General features: G+C 46.5%; 22 protein-coding genes. 14 read left to right on the top strand and 8 right to left on the bottom strand.

Annotated features, from left to right (window positions below):
• The first annotated feature begins 462 nt into the window (after positions 1–462).
• The 3 genes from OCV29_RS18045 to OCV29_RS18035 all read left to right on the top strand — a co-directional run bounded on the left by OCV29_RS18045 (position 463) and on the right by OCV29_RS18035 (position 4,309).
• A complete protein-coding gene (locus OCV29_RS18045) occupies positions 463–1,611 on the top strand; it encodes a sialate O-acetylesterase (RefSeq protein ID WP_073605180.1) in 1,149 nt (382 codons plus the stop codon).
• A gap of 295 nt (positions 1,612–1,906) precedes the next feature.
• Positions 1,907–2,863, top strand: coding sequence for a transposase (locus OCV29_RS18040; protein WP_073605181.1), 957 nt, complete (start codon positions 1,907–1,909; stop codon positions 2,861–2,863).
• A gap of 477 nt (positions 2,864–3,340) precedes the next feature.
• Positions 3,341–4,309 (top strand): phosphotransferase family protein, encoded by a 969-nt coding sequence (locus OCV29_RS18035; protein ID WP_073605183.1) that lies wholly within the window; start codon positions 3,341–3,343, stop codon positions 4,307–4,309.
• A gap of 127 nt (positions 4,310–4,436) precedes the next feature.
• Here the strand turns inward: OCV29_RS18035 and tnpA are convergent, their stop codons facing one another.
• On the bottom strand, positions 4,437–4,895 hold the full coding sequence (tnpA, locus tag OCV29_RS18030) for an IS200/IS605 family transposase (RefSeq protein WP_073605184.1): 459 nt from the start codon (positions 4,893–4,895) through the stop codon (positions 4,437–4,439).
• 206 nt (positions 4,896–5,101) lie between these two features.
• Positions 5,102–6,145, bottom strand: a complete 1,044-nt coding sequence (locus OCV29_RS18025; protein ID WP_073605372.1) for a GMP reductase — start codon at positions 6,143–6,145, stop codon at positions 5,102–5,104.
• A 475-nt stretch (positions 6,146–6,620) separates the two neighbouring features.
• Here OCV29_RS18025 and OCV29_RS18020 point away from each other — a divergent pair, with 475 nt between their 5' ends.
• The gene (locus OCV29_RS18020; RefSeq protein ID WP_073605373.1) at positions 6,621–7,193 is read left to right on the top strand and encodes an outer membrane protein; all 573 of its coding nucleotides are present in this window, start codon (positions 6,621–6,623) and stop codon (positions 7,191–7,193) included.
• Here the strand turns inward: OCV29_RS18020 and OCV29_RS18015 are convergent.
• The 3 genes from OCV29_RS18015 to OCV29_RS18005 form a co-directional block, all read right to left on the bottom strand.
• Positions 7,190–8,662, bottom strand: coding sequence for a bifunctional ADP-dependent NAD(P)H-hydrate dehydratase/NAD(P)H-hydrate epimerase (locus tag OCV29_RS18015; RefSeq protein ID WP_073605374.1), 1,473 nt, complete (start codon positions 8,660–8,662; stop codon positions 7,190–7,192). The two genes, OCV29_RS18020 and OCV29_RS18015, sit on opposite strands and share 4 nt — an antisense overlap.
• 75 nt (positions 8,663–8,737) lie before the next feature.
• Positions 8,738–9,181, bottom strand: coding sequence for a PAS domain-containing protein (locus OCV29_RS18010; protein ID WP_073605375.1), 444 nt, complete (start codon positions 9,179–9,181; stop codon positions 8,738–8,740).
• Complete coding sequence (locus tag OCV29_RS18005) at positions 9,181–10,188, bottom strand: response regulator (protein WP_073605376.1); 1,008 nt, start codon at positions 10,186–10,188, stop codon at positions 9,181–9,183. Before OCV29_RS18005 ends, OCV29_RS18010 begins: the two co-directional genes overlap by 1 nt.
• Before the next feature lie 495 nt (positions 10,189–10,683).
• Between OCV29_RS18005 and OCV29_RS18000 the strand changes: the two genes are divergently transcribed.
• Entirely contained in the window at positions 10,684–10,893 is a 210-nt protein-coding gene (locus OCV29_RS18000; RefSeq protein ID WP_073579533.1) for a cold-shock protein, read from the top strand.
• 211 nt (positions 10,894–11,104) lie between these two features.
• Here the strand turns inward: OCV29_RS18000 and pepT are convergent, their stop codons facing one another.
• Positions 11,105–12,343 carry a peptidase T gene (gene pepT, locus OCV29_RS17995; protein ID WP_073605377.1) on the bottom strand — a complete coding sequence of 413 codons (1,239 nt, stop codon included), beginning with the start codon at positions 12,341–12,343 and terminating at the stop codon, positions 11,105–11,107.
• Positions 12,344–12,547: 204 nt separating this feature from the next.
• Between pepT and OCV29_RS17990 the strand changes: the two genes are divergently transcribed.
• Positions 12,548–12,778, top strand: coding sequence for a hypothetical protein (locus OCV29_RS17990; RefSeq protein WP_139281675.1), 231 nt, complete (start codon positions 12,548–12,550; stop codon positions 12,776–12,778).
• Positions 12,779–13,036: 258 nt separating this feature from the next.
• On the opposite strand, the gene OCV29_RS17985 is transcribed toward OCV29_RS17990, so the two are convergent.
• Positions 13,037–13,240: a restriction endonuclease subunit S domain-containing protein gene (locus OCV29_RS17985; RefSeq protein WP_073605378.1), complete on the bottom strand. Its 204-nt coding sequence runs from the start codon at positions 13,238–13,240 to the stop codon at positions 13,037–13,039.
• A gap of 364 nt (positions 13,241–13,604) precedes the next feature.
• Here OCV29_RS17985 and OCV29_RS17980 point away from each other — a divergent pair, with 364 nt between their 5' ends.
• The 8 genes from OCV29_RS17980 to OCV29_RS17945 all read left to right on the top strand — a co-directional run bounded on the left by OCV29_RS17980 (position 13,605) and on the right by OCV29_RS17945 (position 21,743).
• Positions 13,605–14,561, top strand: a complete 957-nt coding sequence (locus OCV29_RS17980) for an AAA family ATPase (protein WP_073605379.1) — start codon at positions 13,605–13,607, stop codon at positions 14,559–14,561.
• Positions 14,562–14,571: 10 nt separating this feature from the next.
• Positions 14,572–15,489, top strand: coding sequence for a DUF58 domain-containing protein (locus tag OCV29_RS17975; protein WP_073605380.1), 918 nt, complete (start codon positions 14,572–14,574; stop codon positions 15,487–15,489).
• Positions 15,490–15,963, top strand: coding sequence for a DUF4381 domain-containing protein (locus tag OCV29_RS17970; RefSeq protein WP_073605381.1), 474 nt, complete (start codon positions 15,490–15,492; stop codon positions 15,961–15,963).
• Between the two features lie 37 nt (positions 15,964–16,000).
• Positions 16,001–16,939 carry a vWA domain-containing protein gene (locus tag OCV29_RS17965; protein ID WP_370737229.1) on the top strand — a complete coding sequence of 313 codons (939 nt, stop codon included), beginning with the start codon at positions 16,001–16,003 and terminating at the stop codon, positions 16,937–16,939.
• Positions 16,932–18,878, top strand: a complete 1,947-nt coding sequence (locus OCV29_RS17960; RefSeq protein ID WP_073605383.1) for a vWA domain-containing protein — start codon at positions 16,932–16,934, stop codon at positions 18,876–18,878. The genes OCV29_RS17965 and OCV29_RS17960 overlap by 8 nt, the downstream gene beginning before the upstream one ends.
• A 2-nt stretch (positions 18,879–18,880) precedes the next feature.
• Positions 18,881–20,533, top strand: a complete 1,653-nt coding sequence (locus tag OCV29_RS17955; RefSeq protein ID WP_175561599.1) for a BatD family protein — start codon at positions 18,881–18,883, stop codon at positions 20,531–20,533.
• A gap of 239 nt (positions 20,534–20,772) precedes the next feature.
• A complete protein-coding gene (locus OCV29_RS17950) occupies positions 20,773–21,288 on the top strand; it encodes an acyl-CoA thioesterase (protein WP_073605385.1) in 516 nt (171 codons plus the stop codon).
• Positions 21,289–21,341: 53 nt separating this feature from the next.
• Entirely contained in the window at positions 21,342–21,743 is a 402-nt protein-coding gene (locus OCV29_RS17945) for a hypothetical protein (protein ID WP_073605386.1), read from the top strand.
• A 35-nt stretch (positions 21,744–21,778) separates the two neighbouring features.
• On the opposite strand, the gene OCV29_RS17940 is transcribed toward OCV29_RS17945, so the two are convergent.
• On the bottom strand, positions 21,779–22,000 hold the full coding sequence (locus OCV29_RS17940) for a DUF3820 family protein (RefSeq protein WP_073605387.1): 222 nt from the start codon (positions 21,998–22,000) through the stop codon (positions 21,779–21,781).
• Positions 22,001–22,003: the final 3 nt, after the last annotated feature.

Below are 22,003 nucleotides of genomic sequence, written 5' to 3'. Positions count from 1 at the left end.
TAGCCTTCCGTTTCACTTCAGCCATCTTCAGCGACTTCACCCAGCAAAATGAATCCATGAAATCAGGAGAAAAATCAGGAAGATTTTTCAGGGATTGGGTGCAGGATGCACTTCCAATCCCGCTCCGGCCAGCACCCACCAAAAGGATTTTCTGGATACTCTTTCATCCGGGAAAGAGTATCTGGGGCGCGTGCACCAAGTGCCGCTTGGATCAACAAAACTTAATAGCGCACCAAGCCCACCACAAAAGCCAAAATCTTCCGGACAGACACGCAAAAGATAAAAGGTCAGTCCTCAAAACGAAGTGAATTAATAACCACACCCCATACCCTTTATAGTTTGAGAAGTCGCTCCGCAATTACCAGCCTGTCATTTGAATTCACGACTGTTCATATCTACCCTAAGTGAACCATATATACATTTGGTTTCATATAATTATATCAATTAGAAAGGAAACATCATATGAATAAATTACCGTTGCTGGCTGGTGTGCTGAGTATGGCACTACTTCCGTTATTTTCTCAGGCGGAGCCCGATCCTGACTTTCATATTTATCTGGCACTGGGCCAGTCAAATATGCAGGGTGAAGCACATTTACCTGACACACCGATTTCACACCCGAGAGTCCGGGCACTTCAGAGCCAGAATTGCAGTGACTCTGAATACGCTTACGGAACGTGGCGGGGTCATTTTCAACCCATCGCCCGTTGTAAAGAAGGTGACTTTCCAAAACAGGATGGCACCTATGCGCCTGTTGGTCTGAGCCCGGCTGACACATTTGCAGTCACCATGGCTGACGCAGAAGGTGAAAATGTCACGATTGGGATCGTCGGTGTCTCATACGGTGGTTCGGATATCCGGGCTCAGTTGCCAAACTGTGCCGATTTCGATCTGTGTAAGCCACCTTATGGCGATATAACGGGTGCACCGGTTGTGAACGGAACAACGCCGATCTATCCATGGATTTTAGAACTGGCGAAAAAAGCCCAGCAAGTCGGGGTGATCAAAGGCATCATTTTTCATCAGGGCGAGACGAATACCGGACAGGAAGTGTGGGTTGAGTATGTCAGACAATTTGTCAATCATCTAAGAGAAGATCTGAACCTTGACCCGGAAAAAGTTCCTTTCATTGCCGGTGAACTGCCAAGAACCGGCTGTTGCGCTGTCCACAACTCTTTAGTTCATCTTCTGCCGGATCATATCGAAAATACTTACTGGGTTTCATCCGGCCCGATGCCTGATGGCACCGTATTGGGAGACCGGGGCGACCACGTGCACTGGAACACCGACGCCGTGATTGAAATGGGTAAACGCTATGCCGCTAAAATGCTTGAAGTCGGTGATTATCCTTCAGACAAAAGGATCAGTGCATCGCTGAAAATTAAAGATGACTGGGAAAACGGTTATTGCGCCGTCGTCACTGTGACAAATCACGGGCAAAGCAGTGTGAACTGGAAAGCAAATCTAAACATAGAAGGCACCATCAGCCAGGTCATTAACGCCGAATGGGAACAGAATGGTACAACACTGACGCTGAATGGGCTCAGCTGGAATAAGACATTAAAAGCGGGAGCCAGTATATCTTCTGTGAGTTTCTGTGCTGAGCGGTAAACGCTCATCAGCCTGATGCCGTTTTGAATCACACAGAAAAGAGATGCATTCCGGGGGAGGGTTAATGGCACTGATGCGCTGAGAACCCAAGTAAAATCCACCTGCAAAGCCGGTGGATTTTAGCGGTTCTGCGGACACGCACCATAAACCTGTAGGTCAAAACTCAAGACATCATACTGATATCACATACGATTTCATTCACAACGCAAAGTCCATCGTATCTACGGTTACTGCATTTTCAACCATGTCATTCAACCGGTATGATTGACTCACTCACAATTAACCTGACGAAGTAATGACCACACCCAGAGCGCAGAAAGTTTCTCTTGATATCACGCCTTATTACCACTGCGTCTCCCGCTGTGTCCGGCATTCTTTTCTGTGCGGGGAAGATCAGTTCTCAGGCAAGTCTTATGAGCACCGTCGCCTGTGGGTTGAAAACCGGATTCTTGCGCTTGCTCAGGTTTATTGTATTGATATCTGTGCGTATGCGGTGATGCATAACCATTATCACCTTGTCGTGCATATCAATCAGGAAAAGGCAGCGCAGCTGACAAATGCTGAAGTGATTGAACGCTGGTCTGTTGAACATCAACTGCCGACAATCATTCAGCGCTATTTACATCTCCCATTAACACCCACTGAAAACCGGCAATGTGAAGTCATTATCGAAGCATGGCGCCAGCGCCTCTGGTCTCTCAGCTGGCTGATGAAAGAACTCAATGAGGAGATAGCCAAACAGGCCAATCAGGAAGATCACTGCACGGGGCATTTCTGGGAAGGTCGCTTCAAATCTCAGGCGCTGCTGGATAAGAAAGCCTTACTGGCAGCCATGACGTATGTTGACCTGAATCCCATTCGGGCAAAGGTCAGCCCCACCCCGGAAACCTCACAGCACACTTCCGTGAAAAAGCGGCTGGATAGTCTCGAAAATCACCAGCCAACGCCTGCTGGCCTGCACTCTTTTACAGGTTATGAACATCAGGACAACCCGGCAGGCATTCCGTTTCGGCTCATGGATTATCTCGAATGGGTTGATTTTGTCGGAAGGCAAATCCGGGAAGATAAACCGGGCTATATCGATGCCCACCTTCCGGCCATTGTCTCGCGTCTTTCCCTGAACCAGACTGAATGTCTCAAACTCTGTACCCATCTGGAACAAAACCGATGTGGGTGGATTGGGCCACCTGAGCAGCTCCTGATAGTGAAAACTTTCTTCAACAAGCAGCGAATTCACGGGATTTATTGTTAATCCGGGTTTCGCTGCATCCTGAATGAATCAACAACCGGCTTTCCTTATTTGAATTACCTCAAACGTGCTGTTTTCTTACTGGAAACACTCAGAATCTCATCACTTTTCAATATAAGATTATATTTCTCTGTGGCAAAGGCAGTTGTTGTGTGATCTTTGTTAAGGTGCATGTCCCTGTTATTACTGGAAACACTCAGAATCTCATCACTTTTCAATGTAAGATTATATTTCTCTGTGGTAAAGGAAGTTGTTGTGTGATCTTTGTTATGGTGCATGTCCCTGTTATTTATTAATGGTGCATGTCCCTGTTATTTATTGGTGATTGTGTCTGTGCAGCTAAAACAGGAGAAGCCGTGCCGGAAGGTTATATTGCAGCCCTGTCTATTGTATGATTTTTGCGGATTATACCCAATGAACTTTAAGGTGCCGGTTTCAGGAGCAGATTAAACAACAAACAGCGTCAGGAAGTAAATTTCAATGGACTTTGATAAAAAATATGATCGGCGGGAGCCGACAACCGATTTCTCTCAGGCAAAGCTGCAACGATTACTGTGTCGTTCAGGCTACGAACCCGCTGGATGTATAAAAAAACTATCAGGCGGATACAGCAACCTGAACTATCTCTTTGAATCAAAAGGGACAAAGTGGATTTTAAGGCTGTCAGGAAAATCAGTTCGCGAATTTCTCGGAGAATTATCCGTGCTTGAGCAAGTTGAGACAATCCTGCCTGTACCACGGGTATTGCGGTTTGAAACCGATGCGCCGGAAGTGAACCGGCACATCGCTATCATGAGTTTTGTTGAGGGCGTCCCGCTGAGCCAGACAGAAGATGATCTGCCTGCGGCTGCGATTGAATCAATTGCCCGCTCTTTGGGATACTGGATGGCTAAAATGCATCAAATCTCTTTTCATACCTCAGGATTTTTTGGACCCGGCGGCGAGATTGTGGAAACCTTTACGCCTTTTCAGGAAAAGACCTATCACTATTACCAACATCTCCTCTCAGAACCATTGCTGGCAAAGCGACTCGGCTCTGAGACGTTGGAAAAGTTAGCCAGGTATATAGAAATCAACCGGCCCTTACTTGAATCACTGCCCGCTGTGATGAACTTGACCCACTCTGATTTCAATCAGAAAAATCTGTTGGTTGAGAACAAATCCGGACATTGGCAGATAGCAGCTATTCTCGACTGGGAATTCGCTTTTTCCGGCTCACCAATGATCGATTTCGGCAATTTTTTTCGATACGACACCGAACTCTCCCCACACTACGAGCAACCACTGGTTGAGGCGTATCTGGCAAATGGCGGAGTGTTGGATCACAACTGGAAAGCACAGGGGAAATACCTCGATCTGCTCTCAATGATGCAGTTTCTCACCCGCGAAGGCGACTATCCGCGAACGTTTGCGACAGCACGTAAGGTAATTGAGAATACTGTGGAATGAAGAGCGGAAACCATCAAAAAAAAATATCCTCCGGCATAGCCGGAGGTTTTTCATATGCGCCTATAAGGCTCTCCTACCAGCAGCGCCCTAACAGGCGCATCACGCGATCTGACATTTGCATAGATGATTACTTACGGCCCGTAAACGGGCTGCCTGGATATGGGATCGACAGTTGCTCTCCCAATTTATCCTGTTCCAACTGATGTTTTATATAATTCTGTATCTTCGCGGTATTTTTCCCCACCGTATCTACGTAATACCCTCGACACCAAAATTCTCGATTTCTGTATTTAAACTTCAAGTCCTCAAATTGCTCGTAGAGCATCAGACTACTTTTTCCCTTCAAATACCCCATAAAACTCGAAACGCTCATTTTCGGCGGAATTTCTAACAACATGTGAATATGATCAACACAACACTCTGCTTCCAGAATATTCACCTTTTTCCATTCACAGAGTTTTCTCAATATTTCGCCTATCGCTCTTCGTTTTTCTCCGTAGAAAACCTGTCTTCGATACTTGGGTGCAAATACGATGTGATATTTACAATTCCATCTTGTGTGCGCTAAGCTCTTTTCGTCCCCCATTGGGACCCCCTTTCAATTTTTGTTTAACTTTTGCAGTTGCCAGACCGCAAGGTGTTTTAACAAATTGAAAGGGGTTTTATAACTGACTCATAGCTTAAAGCTTTACGGAACCCCCAGCCTAGCTGGGGGTTTTCTCAGCACAAAAAGCCAAAACCCGAAGGTTTTGGCTGATGCATGACAGTCTGGAAGAACTGATTTTCAAAAAACTACGCCTTCCCGAACACCTGGTTTTCCTGTTCTTCCACCCGGATAAAGGTCGTGCGCTTGGTCAGCTCTTTTAACTGAGCGGCGCCAACATAAGTACAGGTGCTACGGACTCCTCCGAGGATATCCTGAATGGTATCTTCGACACTGCCACGGTATGGCAGCAGCACGGTTTTACCTTCTGCGGCACGGTATTTAGCCACACCGCCGGAGTGTTTATCCATGGCCGATTTTGACGACATACCATAAAACTTCATATAGCTTTCGCCATCTTTCACCACAACCTCACCGCCGGATTCTTTATGCCCGGCAAGCATGCCGCCCAGCATGACAAAATCTGCACCTCCACCGAAGGCTTTGGACACATCTCCGGGGCAGGTACAGCCACCATCGCCGATAATCCGGCCACCCAGGCCGTGCGCCGCATCGGCACATTCAATAATCGCTGAAAGCTGCGGGTAGCCAACACCGGTTTTCACCCGTGTCGTACAAACTGAACCGGGACCAATACCAACCTTCACAATATCAGCACCGGCCAGAATCAGCTCTTCTGTCATATCACCGGTCACGACATTACCGGCAATAATGACTTTATCCGGCAGACTTTCACGAACCTTCTCGACAAATTCCACCAAATGTTCAGAATACCCGTTCGCAATGTCAATACAGACAAACATCAACGCATCATTCAGTGCCAGAATCTGATGCATTTTTTCAAAGTCAGCATCAGATGTGCCCGTAGACACCATCATATGTTGCAGCACGTTTTCATCTGCATTTGCGACGAATTCCGACCATTCATCGACAGAATAATGCTTATGAATTGCCGTCAGCACATCATGTTTTGCCAGTACTGTCGCCATTTCGAAACTACCCACAGAATCCATATTGGCAGCAATGACAGGCACGCCACACCATTGACGCCCACTGTACTTGAAGGTAAACTCGCGGGTTAAATTAACTTGGGAGCGGCTTTTTAAAGTCGAACGTTTCGGACGAAACAGGACATCTTTAAAACCTAACTTAAGTTCTTGTTCGATACGCATTGTCTTTTTCCTTATTGATTCACCTTGTGTCTCAATGTTGCAGTGCTGAAAATGATGTTGGCAGACATCGATTCATGATCATCGGACACAAAAAAACCGGAGCGTTGGCAGACGCTCCGGTTTTCAGCATTATAGGTTTTGTTTTACTTTCTACAAGACTGATATTTTTATTTTTTTTGTGGTACTATTTTGCGAAGCTGTATATCTGAAACACCAGAGCGTGTTGACCGCAATTCTCAAGGATTACAATCACCTGCCTTCCATAATTCCCGCAATTCCCAGGTTCTTTTGACCTCCAGATGAAACACTGCATCCTGAGATCACTTGAGCACACAGTCTCATAAGATCTCTTTCCCAGAATCTGATGAAAATATTATCTCAATGGTTCAATTTTGAACAAAATTTGCTAGAGTTAAGAAATGTCTGTCCATCTGGTTAATCCGGAAACTTACGGGCAGATTCAAAGGAGGATACGATGGCTCTCCCGTCACTACGGTTGAAAACAATCATGCTGTTACTGCTGGCAATACCTTTTCAGGTACTTGCGGCGGATCAGCATCATTTTTACCGTAGTTCAGGTATCGCCAAAATAGGCAGCACTTCAAGCACCTATGAAGAAACATGGGTCACGCAAGTCGGATTCAACTACGCACTCAGCCCGGCAATTAATCTGGACATTGGTTACTCTGAAAGTCCCTCTTTTCAGGACTTCTCCCTGTTTTCACAGCCTCAGTTACTCAATCAGCCGAAACTGACTTATAAGGGAATTTTTGGAGGGGCGAAGCTGCAACATAAAGTCTTTGACAATACGTCGATTTATGCAAAAGGCGGTGTGGCCATTACCCGGTTTGATGAATCATTTACAAATACCACTTCGGCACAGGACTCTGACGCCCGTGAAATCTCACCTTATTTTAGTGTCGGGGCCAGTATCCCGGCGACCAACCTGATGAACCTGGATTTGAATGTTGAAATTTCTTATCAGGATCCGGAGTTAAAAGCAGATATCAACCCAATCTTCCTGTTGGGCGCACAATACCGGTTTTAATTCACCAGATGGCGTAAATGAGGTAATAAATCGCTGGCAAGTAACCCCCGTTCTCCGAAAGCTTTTGCATTTTGATCGGCCGCCATACTGTGTGTCTGCACGCCCAGCTTTGCAGCTTCCGGCAAATCCAGCCCCTGTGCAATAAATGATGTAATCACACCTGTCAGCACATCGCCCATACCTGCACTCGCCATCCCTGGGTTGCCTGCCAGACAAACATAGGTATCTTGCCCGTCACACACTAATGAACCCGCTCCTTTCAACACAATGACGCCACCATAACGGGCCTGAAGCGCTTTAATCGCCGCATAACGATCTGCTTCTACCTCAGCAACGGAGGTCTGAAGCAAACAGGCAGCTTCAGCCGGGTGTGGGGTAATGACACGTTTATCATCTTCATTAGGCTGCTGCATCAGAAAATAGAGCGCATCTGCATCAACAACTTTAGGTTTATCCGAAGACGCAACAGTTGAATAAATACGGTAGGCTTTTTCATCTCTGCCAAGGCCCGGACCAATCGCCAGCACATCACTCCATTGCATTCGTTTTTCAACGAACTCCGGTGAATCCCAGCAGGCACTCATCACTTCAGGTGTACTGACCAGTAAAGGAGTCACATTATATGCGTGACAGAGAACAGACGTCATACCGGTCCCGCACTTCGCCGTCGCCATTGCTGCCAGAATAATGGCACCACCCATGCCTTCATTCCCGCCAAACAGTAGTGCTTTACCGTGGGAGCCTTTGTGTGAAGATGCCGCTCTTTTGGGTAAAACATGTCCCGAAGGTTTGACCTGAATCGCCCGGACTCCGGGGGTATTCATGTGGTCAAAAGCATCTTCGACCCCCAGACCAGCGAAATGCAGCTCTCCAACATAATTTCTGGCTTTGCCGGTGACCAGCCCTTGTTTCAGGCCGATAAAACTGACCGTATGTTCGGCTTTGACTGCGCCACCAAGGACGCTACCGGTATCACCACACAACCCAGATGGAATATCAACGGCAATCACCGGCTTTGGACTTTGATTCAGCGCTTCAATCAACGTGAGGGCGCTCATTCTCACCGGACCTTTTAATCCGGTTCCCAGTAACGCATCAATAATAACATCAACACTTTCAGGGACTTTATCACCGGGGGCTGAGACTTCCCCGCCATGGCTCCGCCAATGTTCGTACGCCACTCTCGCATCCCCGGTTAAAGAGTCCGGCCCGCCGGTCTGCCATACGGTAACGTAGATTCCGACGGATTTAGCGAGACTGGCCACAATGTAACCATCTCCACCGTTGTTACCTGAGCCACAACAAATCAACCAGTGCTCTGAGCTGGGATATTGCGCCATCCCTATCGCAAAAACAGCCTGCCCCGCCCGCTCCATCAGACTGTACATTTTCAGCCCTTTTGCATCAGCAGCAGACTGCTCTCCATTTTTGACTTGCCGGGTTGAGTAAAAAACATTGGTCATTGCCATAGACAAATACTCTTATCAATTATATCTGTGGGATACGACTGCACAGCAAAAGACTATTGAAAAAATCAGACCAGCTTAGCCTGTAGGATGATTCGACATCAACGCTTCTGAGGTCGCATCTTCAATCGACAGAAAAATCGATTTAATTTCCCCCGTCGGGGTTCTCATCGGATTTAACGTGACATTCTGATACATATAATCAGCCTGTTGAGTCACGGGCCTGACATTGCGACACTTAAAAAGGTAAGGCCTTTGACGCCAGGTAATAAAACTCCGGCAACCCAGGTTATAAACCGGCTTGGTTTTGACTTCAAACCAGGCCCTTGGGATCTCCGGAAATAACTCAAATAAAGACAAACCAATCGCATCATGCGATTGCTTACCACTATGGTGAGTCATGAACCCGTTCCATAACTGAACCTTATATTCTTTGTCGATGACAATCAGACCCAGATCAATATTCTGCACCATATCGACCATCCAGTGAAATTGCTCAAACTCTGCGGGAAGACTCATAATTAAAACTCCTCCTCCATTAAATAAGCCAGCTTGTTATCGAGAATCGGCAGTGATTCGTCGACAAACATAAAGAGCAAATCACATCTGATGGATGTATTTTCAATATTATAACTGACTTCAAAAGTCATCGTTTTTTGGAACGAACCCGCCGTTGACTCAATGACCGATTCAATTGGAATATGCTGCCCGAGCAATACCGGAGGACTCTGGAAAAAACGCACTTCAGACTGCTCTCCAAGACCATTTAAAAATGCGCCGACCAAAAGATTCGAGACATCAATCAATAATTCAATCTCTTTCAGATCTTCATTTTCGACCGGAACTTTCATTAACTGTTTCATATCAGAAACACTGGAATCACTCAGTAAAACCAAAGCTTCACCCGCGATCCCCTCACCGCTGAACCCCTGACACACACCAGAAACCTGATCATTTTCAGCCAGCTCTTTCAACGCCATATGCAGTTCAGTGACTTCGAAAATATTCACATTCGGTAAAGGTAACTCAACAAATACATCAAAATGACGGGCTAAAACATCCGCAGCACGACCAATGGCAATATTCGCCACTTCCATATAAATATCACGCCGTTTCAGAACAGGTAGCTCATAGGAAACCGGGGTAATCACCTGTTGTTTGACAGGTGTTTCAATCAGTGTTTTGAGAACTTCTTTCAGAACATCTGCAGCAATTGGTTTTTGAATGAAATCTTTTGCACCCAATTCAGAAACCCGCTCTTTTGCCTTGGGCTGAATATCCCCCGAAACCACGATCACAGGTGTCGTGTAACCAGCTTGCTTCATCGCTTCCAGCGTACCAAAACCATCCAGTTCCGGCATCGTCAAATCAAGAAACATCAAGTCAAACTGGCTTTCTTTCAACCGGTCCATCGCATCTAAACCATGCACGGCAAACGTAACCCCGGCATTGAGTGATGCCGGTAACGATCTTGCTATTTGCTTTCTTGCCAATGCCGAATCATCACAAATCAAAACTGAGAAGGACATAATTTCGCCTTAAATCATAACCAGTTAAGTTTCATTGTATACAGAAAATGAGAGGCTCACCAAAAAACAGCAGATATAGAGTCAAAAATATTTAATCCGAACAGGCAAATGGTCGCTACGGCGTGTTTAGCACAGATGCAGACAGGAAACTGGTGGAAATTCAGCAAAAAAACAATGATTGACCGACAGAGAAATAACTTAAATTTCGAGGCTTTAGTCAGAAAAAACCGGTCAAAAATGTAATATGTAAAAATTTATCTCATAATTTTTTGAGCCAAGGACGAATTTATTCCTAATCTTCCCGAAAAATAAATATTTAATTGACAAGCGAACAGATTACACTACACTCAAATGTACAGCTAGGAAGCAGTCCGTTGGTTACCATACGTCTTGTTGGATTATTCGTTACTCCCCGGTCGTTCGTACTCATCTTACTTTTCCACGCTATTATGGCCGTAATGGCTTAGTTTTACTTAGATTTACCAGGAAATAATTATGTCTAATACAGTGACTGGCACTGTCAAGTGGTTCAACGAAACTAAAGGTTTTGGTTTTATCCAGCAAGAAAATGGTCCAGATGTGTTCGCACACTTCAGTGCAATTCAAGGTGATGGTTTTCGCACTCTGACAGAAGGTCAGACTGTTGAGTTTGTCGTGTCTCAGGGTCAAAAAGGTCCTCAGGCTGAACAGATCAAAGTTCTGTAAGCAATAACTCGAATTATCAGAAATAGCCAGCCTCCGGGTTGGCTATTTTTTTATCTGTTTTTCGTCATCCACATCAATTTGTCTGACCAAGAATCAGACAAACTGATGAAGCAAACCTGATACCTTCTGTTTAAGCCAGCAGGCTTATCTTCATTAACCCAACATCTTTACTCAACATCCAGCCTTTGCCCAACCTCTGAAAATACAACTTTCAGATTTTTTGATGAGCGTAGTGCACGGTGTTTTCTGCAATTTTCACGATCACACGAACAGCCTGTTGCATCCCCTCGATGGTCACAAATTCATGAATACCATGAAAGTTATAACCGCCCGTAAAGATATTTGGACAAGGTAATCCTTTAAACGAAAGCTGCGCACCATCGGTGCCACCACGAATCGGACAGACTTTTGGCTCTACATCGACATCAATCATCGCCTGTTTGGCGATTTCAATAATCTGTGGATGCGGCTCAACCATCTCCTTCATATTGGCATAACAGTCCGTAAAATTGATTTCCACACGGCCACGCTTCAATTTTTGATTCAGGCGCCCGACTGTGTCCCGCATCACCTTTTTGCGTCGATCCAGCCCATCGTGCTCAAAATCTCTCAGGAGATAAGTCAGCTCGCTTTGAGCAATCGTCATGACTGCGGTTGATAAGTGATAAAAGCCTTCATAACCTTCTGTGGTTTCCGGCGTTTCATCCTCAGGCATCATCATTTGAAACTGCGCTGCGATATTCATGGCATTAACCATTTTACCTTTCGCAGTTCCCGGATGAACAGACACACCATGACAGGTCACAACCGCTGACGATGCATTAAAGTTTTCAAACTCCAGCTCACCCACAGGACCACCATCAACAGTATAAGCCCACTGCGCGCCAAATTTTTCCACATCAAAAAGGTCTGCACCACGACCGATTTCTTCATCCGGTGTAAATGCGATACAAATGTCGCCATGAGGAATTTCAGGGTGATCAATCAATACTTTCATCGCGGTAATAATTTCAGCAACGCCCGCTTTATCATCAGCACCTAACAGGGTGTTTCCATCGGTCGTGATCAGATTATAGCCATGCAATGCATGTAACTCTTTGTACTGAATTGGCGATAAAACTTCATCCCCTTTGCCAAGGGCGATATCACCTCCCTGGTAATTTTCAACAATTTGAGGCGTCACATTTTTGCCTGATGCATCGGGTGATGTATCCAGATGTGAAATAAAACCAATTGAGGGAACATCATGATCAACATTCGACGGGAGCCGCGCCATCACATAACCATGTAAATCCAGACTGACATCCTTGAGGCCCAATGCAAGCAGTTCATCAAAAATATACTGGGCTAACTTTTTTTGCCCGGAGGTACTCGGGCAACTCGATTTATACGGATTGGACTGAGTATCAAAGGATACATAACGCAAAAAGCGATCAACCAGACTTTCCATAACAGAATTCTCACGAAACAGATGATATTCAACCAATATTCAATGGGTTGATTTAGGATATTGATATACTACGGTGAGGTGTCAGTCTGTATGTTGCTATAAATCAGTTTTTTGCGATTCAATAATGATATGTTTCAAGGTTTTCACAAATAGGGAATTTGTCAGTGCAATTGGGTAGTGCAATTGATAGCGTCGTGTAGTGAAATGAGTTACACAACATCTGGTTTTTATACAAACGCCGTGCTTAATTTTTCAAAAAGAAGCGCTTCATCAATCAATTCAGCTCTAGAGCGTGTTTATCTTTCATCGCCGTTCCTGCTGGAGGCTATTTTTTACTCTGGCAAGGCGGCAAATTTAGATAATAGCAATCTATATTTAACATTTGCCAACGCGGTCAGAGTAAAAAATGGCCCCAGCCCTTCGGGTAGTGCCTGAAAATTGCTCACTCTGTGTTGCTCAAAGTTCATTTAGAATCCTAAACGACACTTTTCGCGCCTTGACTGAGCAATTTTCAGGCGACTACAGGTTAGGCTATGAAAGATAAACACGCTCTGGGAGAATCACTGACAATTTTTTGCTGAATGCTATTTACTGAACTATGCTTAAAGAGTCTCAGAGTTCCCTTCGCTGAACACATATACGCACCCAGGATATACCTCTCGTTTTACGGGAGGTATATTTTTTGGCTTTGGCTCAGTGAACCGGTACATCGGCATCGTCGGCAAACTGGCCAAAAAAGCTTTCCAGTACTTCCGGTGTCAGCTTACCCTCAGCTTCAAGTTGCTTTAGTTTGGCAACGACTTCTTTTTGTTCTTCAAGAGAAGGGAGCTTTACTTCTTCTTTCTTCTCAGGTGCCTGTGCGGCCATGTCTTCAAGCGCTTTATCGAAATCACTCATCTCTCTTTATGCCTTCAGTTTTATTGTTCGGTTCATCCAGGACACATTGGTTCAACAAACCGGTTTATCTCAGTGTCCTCAGAATTCAGTCAGCCATACTATTCACTCTTGATTCATGCATCAAGGATGAAAGATGAAATATCAATCCACAGTTGAAATCAACGAGTGTTTCCTATCAAATACACACCGAAGCGAGCAGAATCATTTACATTATTGATAATTTAAACAGGTAACATTAATCTTATCGATAAAAATGATTTTATTCAGCAAGTTATCTGCTGACAAAGTAAAAATTTAGTGAACTTTTCTTTCGTTTCTCAAACTAATCCTCAGTAATTTAGTTTAACCTGGAGCACTCATTGTCATGCAATCGGCAGCGTTTCAAAAATTGCAGCACTACTTAAACAGCCAAATCATCGGTCAGGAATCACTGGTAAAACAAGTTCTGGTCGCCCTGCTTGCGGACGGACATATTCTTGTGGAAGGTCCTCCGGGGCTGGCAAAAACCCGGGCGATCAAATCACTTGCAGATTGTATCGAGAGTTCATTTCACCGGATCCAGTTCACGCCGGATTTGCTTCCGGCAGACCTGACAGGTACGGATATTTTCCGCCCTGAAACCGGTGAATTCAAATTCCAGCCTGGCCCCATTTTCCATTCACTGCTGCTGGCAGATGAAATCAACCGCGCACCAGCCAAAGTACAGGCTGCGATGCTGGAAGCGATGGCAGAGAAACAAGTCACAGCCGGAAGAAAAACTTATGCACTGCCAAAACTGTTTCTGGTCATGGCAACTCAAAACCCGATTGAGCAGGAAGGGACTTATCCGCTGCCTGAAGCTCAGCTGGACCGTTTCCTGCTTCAGCTGAATGTTGACTACCCGGATGCTGACAGCGAATTATCCATTTTACGTCTGAACCGGGGAGAGGCTCAGGGAATTAATGCCACTCAACCGGATAAACTCAGCCAGGAAGATATTTTTAAAGCCCGCCAGGCGGTGCTAAACATCCATATGGCCGAGCCAATTGAACAATATATTGTCCGGTTGGTCATGGCGACTCGCCACCCGAAACAATATGATGAAAAACTGGCTCAATGGATTGAAATGGGCGTCAGCCCCAGGGCAACAATTGCACTCGATCGATGTGCCCGTGCCCACGCCTGGCTGAATGGCCGCGATTTTGTCAGTCCTGAAGATGTTCAGACGATGGCATTTCCGGTATTGCGCCATCGTCTGCTTTTAACTTATCAGGCACAGGCTGAAGGCGTTCATCCAAATCAGATCATTAACCAAATTCTTTCTCTGGTTGGTAGTGCATAAGAGGCAGAATATGGAATTACCTGCTTACAGCAACGGCGTCACACTCGGTCTGAAAGAGTTGCTGTTTTATAAACAGCAATGTGTGGCCTGGCTTCCCCCGGCAAGAAGCCTCTGGTCCACCATGGCTGGCCAGCACCAGAGCCGTAAACTGGGCCGCGGCATGGATTTTTCTGAAGTCCGCCAGTATCAGGCCGGAGATGATATCCGGACGATTGACTGGCGGGTGACAGCCAGAACCGGAAAGCCTCATACAAAACTCTTCAGCGAAGAGCGGGAAAAACCGGTGGTGATTTATGTCGACCTGAGTGCCAACATGCACATGGGTTCCCGGCTGCTGCTGAAATCGGTACAGGCCGCTCATATTGCGGCGCTGATTTCATGGCTCTCATTTACCCAAAAAGACCGGATTGGCGCATTGATTGATTTAGGTGACCGCCAGATCGAAATTAAACCGAAAAGTCATCAGAGCGGCATTCTGACGATGTTGCAAAAGATGATTGAGGGACAGGCAGAAATTCTGCAGCAAACGAACCGCAACGAAGTCAATTCGATGGCAGAGTCACTGGTTGCACTCAACCGCCTGGCACCCAAAGGAAGTGAAGTCATTGTGATTAGTGACTATACCCGCTATCACGATGATATGACATCTCTGTTCAATCAGTTAAGGCAACATAATCTGGTTCGTCTGATTCAGATTTATGACCCGCTGGAACGGGGAGAAACATCCTTCAGAGGTGTGGAGTCCGTCTCAGACAGCCGTCAGACCCGATGGTTAAACTTCTCAGCAGGAAAAACCCGGAGCGGTATAAAGAAAGCCTTTGAGACTCAGAAAGACCGTTTAGAATTACTGAGCAGAACTCAGGGAATTCCTTATACTCAATTATCCTGTGGTTTACCTTTATTGACGCAACTTTCCGGGAAGTTTTAAATGGCGAAATCAATCTCAAATTTACTGGACCTGAAACCTTTGCATCTGCCGGATGCTCCTTCATGGTGGCCTTTAGGCTGGGGGTGGATCAGTCTGATCGCATCTGCTGTGGTTGTGATTCTGCTGATTCTCTGGATAATCAGCAAATATCGTCGCTGGATAGCGCCGAAAAAAACAGCCCTGCGGCTGTTACAACCACAATATGGCCAAATCACGCCTTCAGATGCGATGGAATTGGTCAGACAGACCTCTTTATTCTATTACCCCCGCCAAAAAGTCGCCCATTTAACCGGCCGTGACTGGTATAACTTTTTAGATCAACAACTTGGTCAATCACTCTTTGTACCAAACGAAACATTGTGGCAACAGGCTTTGTATCAAGCGTCAACACCAGATGAAACCCAGCGGTTAGTCAATGACTGCCGCGCCTGGGTTCAGGGTGCTTTGCCACCGAAAAGAAAAAACAGGAGATAGGAAAGTTTTGACTCATATCGAATTAGTCTGGTGGTGGATGTTGTTTTTGTTACCGCTTCCGCTACTGATTGTCAGATTACTTCCTCCCGTCAAACAGCCTGCTGCTATTCAGCTTGCATACTTACCTCCGGAAGGCAGTATGACCCGTCCCAGCCACTGGCTGGCACGGATTCTGGCCGCTCTGGTCTGGGGAATGCTGGTACTGGCCTGTGCCAGACCTGTCTGGCTGGGCGATCCGGTGACTATCCAGCCAAAACACCGCGATCTGATGCTGGTGGTCGATCTTTCTTACTCGATGAGTCAGAAAGATATGAAGCAGGGCGATGATTTTATTGATCGTCTGACAGCCGTCAAACAGGTGGTCGGGCAGTTTATTGAAAAACGGGAAGGTGACCGGCTCGGTCTGGTGCTGTTTGCCGATCATGCGTATCTGCAAACCCCGCTGACCTTTGATCGGGAAACCGTAAAAAAGCAGCTGGATCAAACCGTGCTTAAACTGATTGGAACCAATACCGCGATTGGTGAAGGGATTGGTCTGGCGACGAAGACGTTCATTGATGGTGATGCACCACAGCGGGTGATGATTTTGCTCAGCGACGGCAGCAATACCGCAGGTGTGCTTGACCCGATCCGTGCGGCAGAAATCGCTAAAAAATATCACGCGACTATTTACACCATTGGTGTCGGTGCCGGAGAAATGATCGTCAAAGACTTCATCTTTTCACATAAGGTCAACACGGCCAAAGATCTCGATGAAGCAACTTTGACAAAAATTGCACAGATCACTGGTGGACAGTACTTCCGGGCACGTAACAGCAAGGAACTGTCGCAGATCTACGACAAAATTAATCAACTTCAACCGGTACAAAAAGCCGGACAAACCTGGCGTCCGCAGACTGAGTGGTTTATCTGGCCACTGGCACTGGCTTTTGTGCTGTCTCTTATTCTGGTGATTGTAAGGAGAAACCATGTCTGATTTTGTGTTTCTTTATCCTTTATGGCTGGCGGCGCTGCTCCCCGTCATCGCCGCGCTGCTCTGGCTGGCTAAACGACGCCGGAAACAGCAGCTGATTGCCCCGCATATTGCACAGGCTCTGGGGATATTTAATGGTCAGACCTCATCAGCAAAACTGGCCATAATCGGGATCACCTGGACAGCTGCGGTGATTGCGCTGGCGGGACCAAGCTTCCAGCAACAGTTGCGCCCTGCCTATGGCGATGCCCACGCACGGGTGCTGGTGATGGATATGTCGCGTTCGATGTTTGCCACAGACAATCAACCAAACCGGTTAACGCAGGCGCGTTATAAAGCGGCTGACTTACTGAAGCAGTGGAAAGAAGGTGTGACAGGCCTTGTGGCTTACGCCGGCGATGCTTACACCGTCAGCCCGATGACCACAGACTCAGCAACCATAGCAAACCTGCTGCCAAATTTGTCACCCGATATTATGCCGTATCCGGGCGCAAATGCCGTCAAAGGTGTACAACAAGCCATCACCATGATGAAAAATGCCGGGCTCAGTTCAGGAGCTGTCATTCTGATCACTGATGATTTAGATGAGCAGGAGCAGCAAGGCATTGAAAAATTGCTGAAAGGCACCCACTGGCGACTGGCTATCTTGGGGATGGGCACACTTTCCGGTGCACCTATTCCACAAAGCAACGGCTCGCTGCTGAAAAATGCACAGGGACAAACCGTGGTCGCGAAAGCCAGTTTCCCGCGGATGAAATCTCTGGCACAGAATGTTGGCGGTACGTTTATTTCTGTTCAGCTCAGTAATCAGGATGTTGATACGATTGTGCATGCAACCCAACCTTCCGGGCTGGAAAATACCTTAGCCAAAAGCAGCAAACAACAAGTGAAAGATCGGGTCAACAACGGCTACTGGTTGTTGCCATTGCTGTTAATACCAGCGCTGTTACTATTCAGACGAGGGATTATTTTTTGTTGGCTGGGCCTGCTCAGTTCAGGGCTGATTTGCCTGACACCACAACCGGCAGCAGCTTCTCCCTGGCTGAATCAAAATCAGTCCGCCAAACAGCAGTTCGATCAGAAAAACTATCAGGATGCTGCTCAAAATTTCACAAGCCCGGACTGGAAAGGCGCTGCATACTACAAAGCCGGAAAATATCAGCAGGCAATTGATGCCTTGTCGTCAATTCAAAATCCGACACCAAAACAGCAATACAACCTGGCAAACGCCTACGCCAGAAAAGGAGAGTTGCAAAAAGCGGCAGACCTTTATCAACAGGTGCTGGATAAAACTCCGGGCGATCAGGATGCAAAACATAACCTTGATGTGGTGAAAAAGGCGCTGAAACAGCAACAGCAACAGCAACAGCAACAGCAACAGCAACAGCAACAGCAACAAAACAAGGATAAAAACAGCCAAAATAATAATCAGCAGAAAAAACAAAACAGCAAAGATCAGAATAAGCAGCAGTCTTCCGGCAAAAACCAGCAAAATAAAGACCAGAAATCATCTGATCAGCAAAAACAAAACAAACAGTCCGGTTCCGAGCAAGATAAACAGCAGCAACCGGATCAGAATAAAAAGCAGTCGGGTCAGCATAAAAAGCAATCTAATCAAGCAAAGAACCCGTCTGAACAGAAGAAAAAAGACCAGCAGAGTGACCAGCAACACAGTCAGTCTCAGGCCGGAAAACAAAAAGAGAAACAGGACAAAAAGGCTCAGGCAAAAGCCAGCCGTCCCCAGCAGAAAAAACAATCCCAATCATCAAAACCTGAATCTGCGATGCAGCAGGCCAAAGAGCAAAATAAACAGGCAGACCCGGAGCTCCGTAAACTGGAGCAGGTTGAAAATGCCCGGGATCCAAGCCGCCTGCTCCGCGCCCAGTTATTACTTCAGGCTCAACAAAAAGCACCACCAGAGGACAACGGTAAAGCATGGTAAGTATGAAGAAACAAACCCAACCAGTGATGATGTCAATCCTGGTCATGCTGGCTGGTTTACTGATCAGTCTGACCAGCTATGCATCCACTTATGCAACGGTCAGTAAAAACAAGGTGACGAAAAATGAACTGTTCCGGCTTCAGATCATTACCGATACAAAAGCATCGAGTGATGACCTGAATCTGGATCCACTGAGAAAAGATTTCTATGTTGACCGGCCCAGCTTTGGCACATCGGTCAACATTATCAACGGCGACAGGAGCGTCCGTAGTCAGTGGGACGTCTCGATTGCAGCAACCCGCAGCGGCATTCTCACCATTCCTTCTTTTACGGTCGGCAATGAAAAGACCCAGCCGATTGCGATTCAGGTTGGTAATGATCCGACACTGCCCAGTGATGATGAAATTGTTGAAATTCATTCAACGCTGGGTCAATCAACGCTCTACCCGAATGAGAGCACATTGTTACATGTGCGTTTAATGCTGAAAACCGACACCCGGCACATGCAAAACCCACAAATTCAGCCACCATCCGCAGAAGGTGTGACTCTGGAAGCAGCCAGTCAGCCGGATCAGCACCGGGAGATTATCAATGGGCTGGCGGTCACCGTGTTAGAACAAAGCTTCCGGATCACGGCGACAAAAGCCGGAGATTTTTCTGTCACCGAGCCCGTTTTTACCGGCACGATGCTGTATAGCGGGATGCGTGGACAAACAAAAGTACACGCGATTAAAACCACCCCCAAAGTTTTCCCGGTCAAAGTACTGCCACAACCCGCAAATTATCAGGGTGTGTGGCTGCCAACTTCCTCGCTGTCGCTCAAACAAACCTGGGTGAATGGTGAAGGAAAACCCGTCTCATCCGCTTCAGCGCAAATGAACGTCGGTGATTCACTGACCCGGACCATTCAGCTTCAGGTGCGGGGTCTCAGTCAGGAACGCATTCCTGACATCCAAGTCAGCTATCCGGATTCAGTCCGGGTTTACAAAGAGAAGCCGGAATACAAAACGCTTGATAACGGCGACACGCTGATGACGCTCAAACAAGTGTTGATACCCAATCAGGCCGGGCATATTGAAATTCCCGGTATCAGCCTGAACTGGTGGGATACCATCAACAAGAAGCAGAAAAAATCGATGCTCACAGGTCTGAACCTTGAAGTGGCTCAGGGTAAACCGGTTGAAACCATGATGTCTGTACCTCAGGCTCCCGCTGCACCGGCGGCAGCTCCCGCGAAAGTGATAAAAGAGAAAGATGCCGGCTACTGGCCTTATCTGACTGCAGGCTTCGCCCTGCTTTGGTTGATCACTTTTATTCTGCTGGTTGTGGTCTATCGTGAGCGCTCACATACATCCAAACCAACAACGGAAAAAACACAACCCGATCAATCAGCACAAATCACGCTGAAACAAGCCCTCAAACAAAAAGATGGCATCCGGGTTCAACAGTTAGTCAACCAACATCTGGCACAGTTTCCGGGGGATGAAGAAACTCAGCAGAACATTCAGAATGAAGTGAACCGGCTGCAGGCCATCATCTATTCCTCTGCACCAGATGATTATGATCCCAAGACGCTGATGCAGTTACTCACTCAACTGGAAAAACAAGCCAAAAAGAGAGAGAAAAATCAGGCTGATTCGTTACCACAGCTTTAAATTTTTCTCCGGCCAGCGCGATAAAACGGGTTTGAAGAATCAGACCCGTTTTTTTATTCCCTGAAGAGATTTATTGCCTGAAGAGATTTATTGTCTGAAGAGATTGCCACCCCGCGCCTGATTTGCTATTGGTATAAAGATACTCCAACCATCTGACACAGGTTGTTTGAGTATCAATTCAGGAACGCAAGAATAAAATTTAAATCCTGATATTTCAGCTCAACACAAGGAACGCATCTATGACCGACTCATCAAGCTCCGATAGTAAAAACAAGCGCGAACTCACCCTCCGCTTTTTGGCCGAACCCGGCGATGTCAATTTTGGCGGAAAAGTTCACGGTGGTGCCGTGATGAAATGGATCGATTTAGCCGCTTACGCCTGTTCTGCCGCCTGGAGCGGAAAATATTGTATTACCGCTTATGCCGGTGGCATTCGCTTTGTTGCGCCTATTCTTGTCGGTCATCTGGTCGAAGTCAGCGCAAAAGTTGTCTATACTGGACGAACATCGATGCATATTGCGATTGATGTTCAGGCCAGCAACCCCAGAACCCAGGACAAACGCCTGACCACCCACTGTATTGTGATTATGGTTGCCGTGGATGAGCTGGGGAAACCAAGTTCCGTACCAGAGTGGGTACCCACAACACCCGAAGATATTGAATTGAGAGAATCTGCCATCCGGCTGATGAAAATGCGTGAGCAGATTGGTGAGGAAATGGAAGCGCACGTCAAAGCATTCAAAACCAAATCATAAAAAGCCCGGCGGAGCATGCAGATTCTGTACATAAAACAGAAGAGGCAATCACCATGAAAAAATTTTTCTTTATTGCATGTATGACCGGGTTATGTGGTTTATGGACGGTTGAAACTCAGGCGAATCTGGTTCCCGCCATCAAAACGGCAGTTGCGACTCAGGCACATGGCTTTGATCATCAGAAGCTGATGGATGAAATCATGGCCAATAATCAGACCGCCGTGCGTGAGATGATCAAAAGTAAAGATTACGATCCCAACTACCTGTTTTCAGACGGGAAAAGCTACTTCGACGGCGTGATGACGTTTGATAACTGCGAAATGGCTGCAATTCTGCTGGCTTCCGGCATCAGCACGAACCTGAAAACTTCCGGTAACCAGACCATTGCCGAAAAAATTACCCGCTCAGATAGCCTTTGTCTGAAAAAACTATTGACCAAATATACCGGGAAATAACAGCTTTCACGCTCGAACGTATAAAAACAACCGGACTATTCCGGTTGTTTCAGTGGCTTAACCAGCCGGTCCAGCCCTTCAATCTTAATCGCCAGACACAGCTGCATTAATTCACCCAGTTCACCTTTGGGAAATTCCCCTTTCCGCTCAAACCACAGCAGGTATTCCTCCGGTAAATCAATCAGCACCCGTCCGGCATATTTGCCAAACGGCATTTTCACTTGTGCCAGTTTTAACAGATTTTCTTTACTGAGCATATC

Origin of the sequence: Vibrio aerogenes, from assembly GCF_024346755.1 — a bacterium.
Taxonomy (GTDB): domain Bacteria; phylum Pseudomonadota; class Gammaproteobacteria; order Enterobacterales; family Vibrionaceae; genus Vibrio; species Vibrio aerogenes.
Note: the sequence above shows the minus strand (reverse complement) of the source record. Positions and strands in the feature narration are given on the sequence as shown.

Coding starts and splice junctions, on each gene's coding strand:
- OCV29_RS17965 (WP_370737229.1), top strand. CDS start 16,001: ATGTTGTTTTTGTTACCGCTTCCGCTACTGATTGTCAGATTACTTCCT.
- OCV29_RS17980 (WP_073605379.1), top strand. CDS start 13,605: ATGCAATCGGCAGCGTTTCAAAAATTGCAGCACTACTTAAACAGCCAA.
- OCV29_RS18000 (WP_073579533.1), top strand. CDS start 10,684: ATGTCTAATACAGTGACTGGCACTGTCAAGTGGTTCAACGAAACTAAA.
- OCV29_RS17960 (WP_073605383.1), top strand. CDS start 16,932: ATGTCTGATTTTGTGTTTCTTTATCCTTTATGGCTGGCGGCGCTGCTC.
- OCV29_RS18005 (WP_073605376.1), bottom strand. CDS start 10,188: ATGTCCTTCTCAGTTTTGATTTGTGATGATTCGGCATTGGCAAGAAAG.
- OCV29_RS17970 (WP_073605381.1), top strand. CDS start 15,490: ATGGCGAAATCAATCTCAAATTTACTGGACCTGAAACCTTTGCATCTG.
- tnpA (WP_073605184.1), bottom strand. CDS start 4,895: ATGGGGGACGAAAAGAGCTTAGCGCACACAAGATGGAATTGTAAATAT.
- OCV29_RS18020 (WP_073605373.1), top strand. CDS start 6,621: ATGGCTCTCCCGTCACTACGGTTGAAAACAATCATGCTGTTACTGCTG.
- OCV29_RS17975 (WP_073605380.1), top strand. CDS start 14,572: ATGGAATTACCTGCTTACAGCAACGGCGTCACACTCGGTCTGAAAGAG.
- OCV29_RS17985 (WP_073605378.1), bottom strand. CDS start 13,240: ATGAGTGATTTCGATAAAGCGCTTGAAGACATGGCCGCACAGGCACCT.
- OCV29_RS17945 (WP_073605386.1), top strand. CDS start 21,342: ATGAAAAAATTTTTCTTTATTGCATGTATGACCGGGTTATGTGGTTTA.
- OCV29_RS18040 (WP_073605181.1), top strand. CDS start 1,907: ATGACCACACCCAGAGCGCAGAAAGTTTCTCTTGATATCACGCCTTAT.
- OCV29_RS18035 (WP_073605183.1), top strand. CDS start 3,341: ATGGACTTTGATAAAAAATATGATCGGCGGGAGCCGACAACCGATTTC.
- OCV29_RS18015 (WP_073605374.1), bottom strand. CDS start 8,662: ATGGCAATGACCAATGTTTTTTACTCAACCCGGCAAGTCAAAAATGGA.
- OCV29_RS17950 (WP_073605385.1), top strand. CDS start 20,773: ATGACCGACTCATCAAGCTCCGATAGTAAAAACAAGCGCGAACTCACC.
- OCV29_RS17940 (WP_073605387.1), bottom strand. CDS start 22,000: ATGCTCAGTAAAGAAAATCTGTTAAAACTGGCACAAGTGAAAATGCCG.
- OCV29_RS17955 (WP_175561599.1), top strand. CDS start 18,881: ATGAAGAAACAAACCCAACCAGTGATGATGTCAATCCTGGTCATGCTG.
- OCV29_RS18025 (WP_073605372.1), bottom strand. CDS start 6,145: ATGCGTATCGAACAAGAACTTAAGTTAGGTTTTAAAGATGTCCTGTTT.
- OCV29_RS17990 (WP_139281675.1), top strand. CDS start 12,548: ATGAGTTACACAACATCTGGTTTTTATACAAACGCCGTGCTTAATTTT.
- pepT (WP_073605377.1), bottom strand. CDS start 12,343: ATGGAAAGTCTGGTTGATCGCTTTTTGCGTTATGTATCCTTTGATACT.
- OCV29_RS18045 (WP_073605180.1), top strand. CDS start 463: ATGAATAAATTACCGTTGCTGGCTGGTGTGCTGAGTATGGCACTACTT.